Origin of the sequence: Streptococcus sp. ST14 (genome assembly GCF_046098195.1) — a bacterium.
Lineage (GTDB): Bacteria > Bacillota > Bacilli > Lactobacillales > Streptococcaceae > Streptococcus.
Map to the genome: position 1 here is coordinate 23,579 of NZ_JBJUSF010000027.1, position 10,474 is coordinate 34,052.

The window sequence follows — 10,474 nt, forward strand, 5'->3', positions numbered from 1 at the left end:
CAACGTTAGACACGTTGGTTTTTCTTGTTATGTGCGAGATTTTCTAAGAAGTAGTCCATCTCCTTTTGCGACCGGAGGACAATTACTTTCTCTAGATAGGTTTCTTGAACCCGTTGATAGCGTTCTTTAGCATGTTTTGTACGCCCATCCCAGAGAATCCATCTGATAAAGTCCCAGTCAAAGCGTTCAGGGCAACCTGCAGCCATACTTTCTCGGACCTTGCCTCGGTATGTAAGATACCTTTTAAAGGCTCGAAAGAGACAAGTCCATGGTGAAAAATTGAGGAAGATGATTTGGTCAGCTTCTTGCATTCTTTCCTCGTAATAGCACCAAGAGTAGTTGCCGTCGATGACCCAAGATTCGTGCTTTGTGAGAAAGTTTTTCATCTCGATCAACATCCATTCGCGGTCACTGTCTTGCCAACCAGGTTGAAATTGAAGTGTATCCATATGCAGTTTGGGGATGGAGTAGTAGTTTGACAACTTTTCAGCTAGAGTTGACTTGCCAGCTCCAGAATATCCTATGATTGCGATTTTCATTTTCTACCTTTTCTAATTAGAGGACAAAAAAACAGCCTCTATGGACTGTTTCTTATTTAGCAAGTTTAGCTGAAAGACGAGCTTTATCGCGGCTTGCTTTGTTTTTATGAATCAAACCTTTAGTTTCTGCTTTGTCGATAGCTGAGCTAGCAGCACGGAAAAGTTCTTCAGAAGGGTTTGCTTCGAAAGCTTTGATAGCAGTACGCATAGCTGATTTTTGAGCTGAGTTTTTTTCGTTTTGTTTAACGTTCAATTCAGCGCGTTTGATAGCTGATTTAATGTTTGCCAATGTTCTTACCTCCATATTTACTAACTATACCATTATATATGAAAACTTAGGTTTTGACAAGGGGAAATTATTTTTTTAGGTAAATTTCATCGATTTCATGGTTTTTAGTCTTGTGGAGAATGACCTCAGCGCGATTCCTTGTTGGTTCGATATAGTTTTGTAGATTTGTGAGATTAATACTGGTCCAAACCTGGTGAGCAAAGGCTTCAACTTCTCCAATCGGCATTTGCGTAAAGCGGTGGTAGTAGCTGTTGGGATCATTTTGGGCAAAGCTGAGCAGCTTTAAGAAACGATCCAGATACCAGCTTTCAATGTCTTCAACTGCTGCATCCACATAGATGGAGAAATCAAAGAAATCGGTAATGTAAAGGCGCTCATTTTGAGGGTTTTGAAAGACATTAATCCCCTCAACAATGACAAAATCAGCAGCTTTGACACGTTGCTTCTCATCAGGAACAATATCATAAATCTCATGAGAATAGACAGGAATATCGACATCTTGTCCATTTTTTAGGCGATCAAGAAAATTCAGCAAGGTTTCCATATCATAACTTTCGGGAAAACCTTTGCGATTTAAGATATCCTGGTCAATCAAGGTTTGATTGGGATAGAGAAAGCCGTCAGTCGTCACCAATTCCACAGTAGCATCAGGAAGAGTGCGTGATAGTAGAATCTGAAGCAAGCGACTAGTAGTCGATTTCCCCACAGCAACACTACCAGAAACCCCAATGATAAAAGGCTGCGATTTGCTTTCACGTTGGAGAAAAATTCCTTTTGAAAATGCCAAATCATCCTTAGTGCGCTTGTAAATATGGATAAGATGGACTAGGGGAAGATAGACGTCTGTTACGTCCTGCAGACTAATCTGGTCATTGAAACTCTTGATGGATTCTAACTCTTCCTCTGTCAAAGGGGGGGTAGTTTTGCGATGCAATGATTGCCAAGTCTGGCGGCTGATTTTCTCAAAATGTAAAAATTCGTTGGTCATTTGTTTTCCCCTAGATATTTTGTTTATCATACCATAAAAAGCTAAAAAGATAAAGCGGTTTCTTGATGGTAGTAAGTCAATATCGTATAATAGAGGTAGATGGAGGTTGAATAATTTAATGATGAGATAGGGAATGGTTTCTGAAGACTTATCAGTTATTAAAAGTGGGCTTTTTTAGTTCGCAACTTATAGGAGGTGTGTCATGAAAATATTAAAAAGTTATATATTGGAACTCTGTTTTATTCTCAGTTTTGCCTTACCTTTTATAAAAGGAGCGAATGCGGATAATGGTAGACGCTTTGTAGAAACCTATTACGGTTTTACCTTCTTAATGGATCATCTCCTTGTAACAGCTGTCTTTATCTGTTCGCTCTTGATTGCCTGGCTAGTAAAAAAGCAGTGGACGAAATGGCTTGCTGCTGGTAGTTATCTATTTTTGATTTTGTGGATTGCTACAGAAGGATATCTATTCCGTATGTCACTAGAAGATTTGATACGACTTTGGACAAGTTTGGAAATCTTGACACAAACTTATCAGTTGGGTTTTTATCTAAACATCATATTGGGAATCTTGTTGATAATAAAGTATTTTAAGGTTAAGAAATAGTGATAAAAATGCGCCTGATTACAGACGAACTGTTTTTTCCTGACTATGATAATTTGTAGTTCCCGATAGATTGTAATATATTTCTAATAATTGAAAGAGATTGAAGAAAAGGTTTTTTGACTAGGATTCTTCAGTCTTTTTCATTTGATCATCACTTTGTAAACGATTTACAATTCAAGCCAAATTATGGTAAAATAGTTTTATGAGTAAAATGTATTATGCAGAAAATCCTGATGCTGCTCACGACATTCATGAGTTGAGAGTGGAGTTGTTGGGAGAAAACATGACCTTTTTGACGGATGCGGGTGTTTTTAGCAAGAAAATGGTTGACTTTGGGAGTCAGCTCTTGCTCAAGTGTCTAGAGGTAAATGAAGGAGAGACGGTCCTTGATGTGGGTTGTGGTTATGGGCCATTGGGCTTGTCATTGGTCAAGGCTTATGGAGTTCAGGCTACCATGGTAGATATCAATAATCGCGCCTTGGACCTAGCGCGACAAAATGCTGAACGAAATAAGGTTGAAGCGAGGATTTTCCAATCCAATATCTATGAACAAGTTGAAGGGAAGTTTGACCATGTTATTTCCAATCCGCCGATCCGAGCGGGTAAACAGGTTGTTCATGAGATTATCGAAAAGAGCAGAGATTTCTTGCAAGACAGAGGAGATTTAACCATCGTCATTCAGAAAAAACAAGGAGCTCCAAGTGCTAGAAATAAGATGGAAGACGTTTTTGGAAATTGTGAAATCGTAAAGAAAGATAAGGGATACTATATCCTTAGAAGTGTGAAAGAATGAGAGCAGTTGATTTAATCCAAAAGAAACGAGATGGTCAAGAACTGACTGCAGCTGAAATCAAATGGTTGGTAGAAGGCTATGTGGCTGGAACTGTTCCAGACTATCAGATGTCTGCTTTTGCTATGGCTGTTTATTTTAAAGGAATGACCACACGTGAGATTTCTGATCTAACGATGAATATGGTCAAGACAGGTCAGGAGTTTGACTTGTCAGCTATTGATGGGGTTAAAGTTGATAAGCATTCGACTGGTGGTGTAGGTGATAAGGTGACCTTAATCTTGGCTCCTCTTGTTGCGAGTTTCGGTGTTCCCGTAGCTAAAATGAGTGGTCGTGGTCTTGGCCATACTGGTGGGACAATTGATAAATTGGAGTCCATTAAGGGTTATCAAGTTGAGCGAAGTCGAGAAGATTTCATTCGTCAGGTACAGGACATTGGTGTATCTGTCATTGGGCAGTCCGATCAGCTGGTTAAAGCAGATAAACTTCTCTATGCCCTCCGAGATGTGACCGCAACTGTCGACACGATTCCTTTGATTGCGAGTTCGGTGATGAGCAAGAAAATTGCTGCAGGAGCGGATGCCATTTTGCTAGACGTAACGGTCGGTGAAGGTGCCTTCATGAAGACGGTTGATGAGGCGCGCGAATTGGCTCAAACCATGGTGGATCTTGGTAAGGCAGTTGGTCGAAAGACGGTAGCAGTCATTACCGATATGAGTCAGCCCTTGGGAAGAGCCATTGGGAATCGTCTCGAAATCCTTGAGGCGATCGAGATTCTTCAAGGAAAAGGCCGAGAAGATATTAGTCACTTTATCTGCGAATTGGCTCAGATTATGCTTGGCTTGGCTGATGTTGAGAAAACGATCGAGGAAATCCGTCAACACCTGGAAAATGGCCAAGCACTGGCTAAGTTTGAAGAAATGGTAGCAGCACAAGGCGGTGATTTAGAAAATCTCTATCGCCCCGTCAAAGTTGCCCATGTGGTGGAAATTCCAGCTCAAGATGCAGGTGTTATTTCAGCTCTTCCTGCAATGGAATTTGGACTCTATGCCATGAGACTAGGAGCTGGTCGTGCAGTCAAGTCTGATGACTTGGACTATGAAACAGGGATTGTTTTTGAAAAGAAAGTTGGAGACTCCGTTCAAAAGGGTGAAATTGTTGCAAAAGTTTATACAAATGGAAAAATTTCTTCTGAACTAGTTACAGAATTTCAAAAATATGTTAAAATAAATGATGGAGTGCAAAGTTTACGAGAAATTATAGAAATTATCTCATAAAACCAGGGAGAATCCGAATATGAAGTTAAATAAATATATCGATCATACGCTTTTAAAGCAAGATGCAAGTCAAGAACAAATTGATCGTTTGCTATCTGAAGCGCGTGAGTATGACTTTGCCAGCGTTTGTGTTAATCCTACATGGGTTAAACATGCGAAAACAGGGCTTGAAGGCTCAGATGTAAAGGTTTGTACAGTAGTAGGTTTTCCTTTGGGAGCAACAACTTCATCTGTGAAATCTTTTGAAACAAAAGAAGCTGTCCAAAACGGTGCAGATGAGATTGATATGGTTATCAATGTCGGTGCCCTCAAATCAGGCAATCTGGATTTGGTTGAATCGGACATCCGTGCTGTCGTAGAAGCAAGTGGTGACAAGTTGGTGAAGGTCATTATTGAAGCTTGCTTGTTAACAGACGATGAAAAGGTTGTGGCCTGCCAATTATCCCAGAAAGCAGGCGCTGACTTTGTCAAAACATCTACTGGATTCTCAACTGGTGGTGCCACTATTGAGGATGTTCAGTTGATGCGTGAAACAGTCGGGCCAGATATGGGAGTTAAGGCAGCTGGTGGAGCGCGTTCATATGCAGATGCTGTCGCTTTTGTGGAAGCAGGTGCTACCCGTATCGGAACATCTGCTGGAGTTGCGATTTTAAAAGGAGAATTGGCAGATGGCGACTACTGAGTTAATTGAACTAGCAATTGAAACCAGCAAACAAGCCTATGTCCCCTATTCTCACTTTCCCATCGGAGCTGTTTTAGTAGCCAAGGATGGTAGTATTTATACGGGTGTAAACATCGAGAATGCTAGTTATCCCTTGACTAATTGTGGAGAACGTACTGCTATTTTTAAAGCAGTTTCGGAGGGGCAACGGGAGTTTTCAGAATTGATTGTCTACGGACAAACTGAAAAACCCATCTCGCCATGTGGTGCTTGCCGCCAGGTCATGGTTGAATTTTTTGAACAAGATCTAAAAGTGACTTTAGTCGCTAAAGATAAATCGACGGTCGAGATGACGGTCGGGGAGTTACTTCCATACTCATTTACAGACTTAAACTAGTCTGAGTCACTCTCTGAGTGACGCGGTCCTTGTGGCCAACCAATCCATACTTGCAACATCGTTGCACATCTTATTTAGGAGGTTCAGTAATGAACAAGAAACAATGGCTAGGCCTTGGTCTAGTTGCAGTAGCAGCAGTTGGACTTGCTGCATGTGGTAACCGCTCTTCTCGTAACGCAGCTTCATCTTCATCAGAAATGAAGACCAAAGCAGCAATCGTAACAGATACTGGTGGTGTTGATGATAAATCATTTAACCAATCAGCTTGGGAAGGTTTGCAAGACTGGGGTAAAGAACACAATCTTTCTAAAGATAAAGGTTACACTTACTTCCAATCAACAAGCGAAGCAGACTATGCTAACAACTTGCAACAAGCGGCTGGAAGTTACAACCTGATCTTCGGTGTTGGTTTTGCCCTTCACAATGCAGTTGAGGAAGCAGCAAAAGACCACTCTGACCTAAACTATGTCTTGATTGATGATGTGATTGAAGGTCAAAAGAATGTTGCGAGCGTAAGATTTGCGGATAACGAAGCAGCTTACCTTGCTGGTGTTGCAGCAGCGAAAACTACGAAAACAAAACAAGTTGGTTTTGTAGGTGGTATTGAATCTGAAGTTATTTCACGTTTTGCAGCTGGATTCAAAGCTGGTGTTGAGTCAGTAGACCCATCTATCAAAGTCCAAGTTGACTACGCTGGTTCATTTGGTGATGCTGCCAAAGGTAAAACAATTGCAGCAGCTCAATACGCTGCCGGTGCGGACGTTGTCTACCAAGCAGCTGGTGGTACAGGTGCTGGTGTCTTTGCTGAAGCAAAATCATTGAACGAAAACAAAAATGAAGACGAAAAAGTTTGGGTTATCGGTGTAGACCGTGACCAAGCAGCAGAAGGTAAATACACTTCTAAAGATGGTAAAGAATCTAATTTCGTTCTTGTATCTACATTGAAACAAGTTGGTACAACTGTAAAAGATATTGCCAACAAAACAGAAAAAGGTGAATTCCCTGGTGGACAAGTGATTGTTTACTCATTGAAAGATAAAGGGGTTGAGCTAGCAGTAACAAACCTTTCAGAAGAAGGTAAAAAAGCTGTTGAAGATGCAAAAGCTAAAATCCTTGACGGAAGCGTAAAAGTTCCTGAAAAATAATGGATAAAAGTCATTTCTTAGGAAGCGGCCATTGGTCGCTTCTTTAAGAATTGAGGCAATTTTTGTCTCAATAGAGCTTGTTAATGTGATTAGCAGGTTTTATTGAAATAAAATAAACCTCTGAAAGGAAGAGCATATGGCACACGAAAATGTCATTGAGATGCGGGATATTACCAAGGTGTTTGGTGAATTTGTAGCAAACGACAAAATCAACTTGCAACTGCGAAAAGGTGAAATTCATGCACTTTTAGGAGAAAATGGAGCGGGTAAATCCACTCTGATGAATATGCTGGCAGGACTTCTTGAACCAACAAGTGGTGAAATTGTGGTGAATGGTCAGGTTGTAAAACTAGACTCACCATCTAAAGCCGCTGGTCTTGGAATTGGGATGGTTCACCAACATTTTATGTTGGTTGAAGCTTTTACAGTGGCTGAGAATATCATTTTAGGGAGTGAAATCACTAAAAATGGTGTTCTAGATATAGCTGGTGCTACTAAAGAAATCAAGGCTCTTTCTGAACGTTATGGTTTGGCAGTGGATCCTGCTGCTAAGGTGGCGGATATTTCCGTTGGAGCCCAACAACGTGTAGAAATCTTGAAAACACTCTATCGTGGTGCTGATATCCTTATCTTTGACGAACCTACAGCCGTATTGACTCCTTCAGAGATTGATGAATTGATGGCAATCATGAAAAACCTTGTCAAAGAAGGGAAGTCCATTATTTTGATTACCCACAAGTTAGATGAGATTCGTGCGGTATCGGATCGAGTGACAGTTATCCGTCGTGGGAAATCAATCCAGACAGTTGAAATCGCAGGGGCAACAAATGCGGACTTGGCAGAAATGATGGTTGGACGCTCAGTCTCCTTTAAAACGGAAAAACAAGCACCGCAACCAAAAGAAGTAGTCTTGTCTATCAAAGACTTGGTTGTTAATGAAAACCGAGGTGTACCAGCTGTGAAGAATCTTTCTTTGGATGTTCGTGCTGGTGAAATTGTTGGTATTGCAGGTATTGATGGCAATGGTCAATCTGAACTCATTCAAGCCATTACAGGCCTTCGTAAGGTTGAGTCAGGTAGCGTTGAATTAAAAGGCAAATCAATCGTGGGGATGCATCCTCGACAAATTACAGAACTAAGCGTGGGGCACGTTCCTGAGGATCGTCACCGTGATGGCTTGATTTTGGAGATGATGATTTCAGAAAATATCGCTCTTCAAACCTACTACAAAGAACCACTCAGCAAAAATGGCATTTTGAACTATGCCAATATCACTTCACATGCTAAGAAATTGATGGAAGAATTTGACGTCCGTGCGGCAAGCGAATTTGTTCCAGCGGCAGCTCTTTCAGGAGGAAATCAACAAAAAGCGATTATCGCTCGTGAGATTGATCGTGATCCTGATCTCCTTATCGTCAGCCAGCCAACTCGTGGTTTGGATGTCGGTGCCATTGAATATATCCACAAACGTTTGATTGAAGAGCGTGATAACGGTAAGGCTGTCCTTGTTGTCAGCTTTGAATTGGATGAGATTTTAAATGTCTCAGACCGAATTGCTGTTATTCACGATGGTAAGATTCAAGGTATTGTATCGCCAGAAACGACTAATAAACAAGAACTTGGTGTCTTGATGGCAGGTGGAAACTTGGGAAAGGAGAAGAGTGATGTCTAAAAAGTTACAACAAATTTCGGTTCCCTTGATTTCCGTATTCTTAGGAATCTTGCTTGGAGCCATTGTCATGTGGATCTTCGGATATGATGCTATCTGGGGCTATGAGGAGTTGTTCTATACAGCTTTTGGTAGCCTCCGTGGGATTGGAGAAATTTTCCGTGCCATGGGTCCTCTTGTCTTGATAGGTCTAGGTTTCGCAGTTGCCAGTCGAGCAGGCTTCTTTAACGTCGGACTTCCTGGTCAGGCTTTGGCAGGCTGGATTCTCAGTGGTTGGTTTGCCTTGTCAAATCCAGATATGCCTCGTCTCGTTTTGATTCCATTAACAGTGATCATTGTTTTGATCGCAGGTGGAATCGTTGGTGCGATTCCAGGGATCCTCAGAGCTTATCTCGGTACGTCAGAGGTTATCGTGACCATCATGATGAACTACATTGTATTGTATGTGGGAAATGCCTTTATTCATGCCTTTCCTAAAGATATTATGCAAAGTACAGACTCAACGATTCGTGTTAGTGCCAATGCTACATATCAGACACCATGGTTATCAGAGTTGACTGGAAATTCCCGTATGAATATCGGAATCTTCTTTGCAATCATTGCTGTTGGTGTGATTTGGTTCTTGCTAAAGAAAACGACTCTCGGTTTTGAAATTCGCGCAGTTGGTCTCAATCCCCATGCTTCAGAGTACGCTGGTATTTCAGCAAAACGTACAATCATTCTATCAATGATTATCTCTGGTGCCTTGGCTGGTCTTGGTGGAGCTGTCGAAGGTCTTGGAACTTTCCAAAACGTTTACGTTCAGGGCTCATCATTAGCTATCGGATTTAACGGGATGGCAGTTAGTTTGCTTGCTGGAAATTCACCAATTGGAATTCTTTTTGCAGCATTCTTATTTGGTGTTTTGCAAGTAGGAGCACCGGGTATGAACGCTGCGCAAGTTCCGTCTGAGCTTGTTAGCATTGTAACAGCGTCTATTATCTTCTTTGTCAGCGTTCACTACATTATCGAACGCTTTGTCAAACCTAAAAAACAAGTTAAAGGAGGTAAGTAAGGATGTCTATTACAACATTACTCACCCTCTTGGTCTCTTCTATGCTGATTTACTCAGCACCACTTATTTTTACGAGTATCGGAGGAGTCTTTTCTGAACGTGGTGGTGTCGTTAACGTCGGTCTTGAAGGAATTATGGTTATGGGAGCCTTTTCTGGAGTTGTCTTTAACCTTGAATTTGCAGAACAACTTGGAGCAGCGACACCTTGGATTTCCTTGTTAGTTGCTGGTATCGTGGGAGCTATTTTCTCCCTCATCCATGCAGTCGCTACAGTTCATTTCCGTGCGGACCATGTTGTCAGTGGTACAGTATTGAACTTGATGGCTCCTGCCCTAGCAGTTTTCTTGGTTAAAGTTCTTTATAACAAAGGACAAACGGATAACTTAAGCCAGACTTTTGGACGTTTTGATTTCCCAGTTTTGGCTGATATCCCTGTGATTGGAGATATCTTCTTCAAGTCAACCAGTCTACTAGGTTATATCGCGATTGCCTTCTCTTTCCTTGCTTGGTTTATTCTCTTTAAGACACGTTTTGGTCTTCGTCTTCGCTCTGTTGGTGAACACCCTCAGGCAGCGGATACCTTGGGGATCAATGTCTACAAGATGCGATATCTTGGGGTTGTTATTTCAGGTTTCCTTGGTGGAATTGGGGGAGCGATTTATGCTCAATCCATTTCTGTCAACTTCTCAGTGACAACTATTGTCGGTCCTGGATTTATCGCTCTTGCGGCAATGATCTTTGGTAAATGGAACCCAATTGGTGCTATGCTTTCTAGTCTCTTCTTCGGACTTTCACAAAGTTTGGCAGTTATCGGTTCTCAATTACCTTTCCTACAAGGAGTGCCAGCGGTTTACCTTCAAATCGCCCCTTATGTCTTGACCATTCTTGTCTTGGCAGCCTTCTTTGGAAAAGCAGTTGCACCTAAGGCAGACGGTATCAACTACATCAAGTCAAAATAAGCATACAAAAAAACGTCAGTTTTGAACTGCACCCCAAAAGTTAGACAGAAAAAATCTAACTTTTGGGGTGTTTTTATTATGAAATTAACTTATGATGAT

At 41.4% G+C, this 10,474-nt stretch carries 12 protein-coding genes; 9 read left to right on the forward strand and 3 right to left on the reverse strand.

What is annotated here, in order from left to right:
• Nucleotides 1–5 precede the first annotated feature (5 nt).
• From ACIY19_RS08725 to coaA, 3 genes are all read right to left on the reverse strand, one after another.
• The gene (locus ACIY19_RS08725; RefSeq protein WP_206283753.1) at nt 6–539 is read right to left on the reverse strand and encodes a DNA topology modulation protein; all 534 of its coding nucleotides are present in this window, start codon (nt 537–539) and stop codon (nt 6–8) included.
• A 52-nt stretch (nt 540–591) separates the two neighbouring features.
• Nucleotides 592–828: a 30S ribosomal protein S20 gene (gene rpsT, locus ACIY19_RS08730; RefSeq protein ID WP_001274000.1), complete on the reverse strand. Its 237-nt coding sequence runs from the start codon at nt 826–828 to the stop codon at nt 592–594.
• Nucleotides 829–895: 67 nt separating this feature from the next.
• Nucleotides 896–1,816 (reverse strand): type I pantothenate kinase, encoded by a 921-nt coding sequence (gene coaA, locus ACIY19_RS08735; RefSeq protein ID WP_206283752.1) that lies wholly within the window; start codon nt 1,814–1,816, stop codon nt 896–898.
• Nucleotides 1,817–2,018: 202 nt separating this feature from the next.
• On the opposite strand from coaA, the gene ACIY19_RS08740 reads away from it, so the two are divergent.
• From ACIY19_RS08740 to ACIY19_RS08780, 9 genes are all read left to right on the forward strand, one after another.
• Entirely contained in the window at nt 2,019–2,423 is a 405-nt protein-coding gene (locus tag ACIY19_RS08740) for a hypothetical protein (protein WP_206283751.1), read from the forward strand.
• Nucleotides 2,424–2,625: 202 nt separating this feature from the next.
• Nucleotides 2,626–3,216, forward strand: coding sequence for a class I SAM-dependent methyltransferase (locus tag ACIY19_RS08745; protein ID WP_409003209.1), 591 nt, complete (start codon nt 2,626–2,628; stop codon nt 3,214–3,216).
• On the forward strand, nt 3,213–4,490 hold the full coding sequence (locus tag ACIY19_RS08750) for a pyrimidine-nucleoside phosphorylase (RefSeq protein WP_409003210.1): 1,278 nt from the start codon (nt 3,213–3,215) through the stop codon (nt 4,488–4,490). Before ACIY19_RS08745 ends, ACIY19_RS08750 begins: the two co-directional genes overlap by 4 nt.
• Nucleotides 4,491–4,509: 19 nt before the next feature.
• The gene (deoC, locus tag ACIY19_RS08755) at nt 4,510–5,172 is read left to right on the forward strand and encodes a deoxyribose-phosphate aldolase (RefSeq protein WP_049490144.1); all 663 of its coding nucleotides are present in this window, start codon (nt 4,510–4,512) and stop codon (nt 5,170–5,172) included.
• Complete coding sequence (locus ACIY19_RS08760; RefSeq protein ID WP_000246111.1) at nt 5,159–5,548, forward strand: cytidine deaminase; 390 nt, start codon at nt 5,159–5,161, stop codon at nt 5,546–5,548. Before deoC ends, ACIY19_RS08760 begins: the two co-directional genes overlap by 14 nt.
• Nucleotides 5,549–5,637: 89 nt before the next feature.
• A complete protein-coding gene (locus tag ACIY19_RS08765; RefSeq protein ID WP_049477645.1) occupies nt 5,638–6,693 on the forward strand; it encodes a BMP family protein in 1,056 nt (351 codons plus the stop codon).
• Between the two features lie 136 nt (nt 6,694–6,829).
• Nucleotides 6,830–8,365, forward strand: a complete 1,536-nt coding sequence (locus ACIY19_RS08770; protein ID WP_409003211.1) for an ABC transporter ATP-binding protein — start codon at nt 6,830–6,832, stop codon at nt 8,363–8,365.
• Nucleotides 8,358–9,416: an ABC transporter permease gene (locus ACIY19_RS08775; protein ID WP_409003212.1), complete on the forward strand. Its 1,059-nt coding sequence runs from the start codon at nt 8,358–8,360 to the stop codon at nt 9,414–9,416. The genes ACIY19_RS08770 and ACIY19_RS08775 overlap by 8 nt, the downstream gene beginning before the upstream one ends.
• A gap of 2 nt (nt 9,417–9,418) precedes the next feature.
• Nucleotides 9,419–10,375 carry an ABC transporter permease gene (locus ACIY19_RS08780; RefSeq protein ID WP_000029132.1) on the forward strand — a complete coding sequence of 319 codons (957 nt, stop codon included), beginning with the start codon at nt 9,419–9,421 and terminating at the stop codon, nt 10,373–10,375.
• Nucleotides 10,376–10,474: the final 99 nt, after the last annotated feature.

What these genes read in the sequence shown, in the direction of transcription:
- ACIY19_RS08725 (WP_206283753.1), bottom strand. Translation starts at nt 539, where the DNA reads ATGAAAATCGCAATCATAGGATATTCTGGAGCTGGCAAGTCAACTCTA.
- coaA (WP_206283752.1), bottom strand. Translation starts at nt 1,816, where the DNA reads ATGACCAACGAATTTTTACATTTTGAGAAAATCAGCCGCCAGACTTGG.
- ACIY19_RS08740 (WP_206283751.1), top strand. Translation starts at nt 2,019, where the DNA reads ATGAAAATATTAAAAAGTTATATATTGGAACTCTGTTTTATTCTCAGT.
- ACIY19_RS08745 (WP_409003209.1), top strand. Translation starts at nt 2,626, where the DNA reads ATGAGTAAAATGTATTATGCAGAAAATCCTGATGCTGCTCACGACATT.
- ACIY19_RS08750 (WP_409003210.1), top strand. Translation starts at nt 3,213, where the DNA reads ATGAGAGCAGTTGATTTAATCCAAAAGAAACGAGATGGTCAAGAACTG.
- deoC (WP_049490144.1), top strand. Translation starts at nt 4,510, where the DNA reads ATGAAGTTAAATAAATATATCGATCATACGCTTTTAAAGCAAGATGCA.
- ACIY19_RS08760 (WP_000246111.1), top strand. Translation starts at nt 5,159, where the DNA reads ATGGCGACTACTGAGTTAATTGAACTAGCAATTGAAACCAGCAAACAA.
- ACIY19_RS08765 (WP_049477645.1), top strand. Translation starts at nt 5,638, where the DNA reads ATGAACAAGAAACAATGGCTAGGCCTTGGTCTAGTTGCAGTAGCAGCA.
- ACIY19_RS08770 (WP_409003211.1), top strand. Translation starts at nt 6,830, where the DNA reads ATGGCACACGAAAATGTCATTGAGATGCGGGATATTACCAAGGTGTTT.
- ACIY19_RS08775 (WP_409003212.1), top strand. Translation starts at nt 8,358, where the DNA reads ATGTCTAAAAAGTTACAACAAATTTCGGTTCCCTTGATTTCCGTATTC.
- ACIY19_RS08780 (WP_000029132.1), top strand. Translation starts at nt 9,419, where the DNA reads ATGTCTATTACAACATTACTCACCCTCTTGGTCTCTTCTATGCTGATT.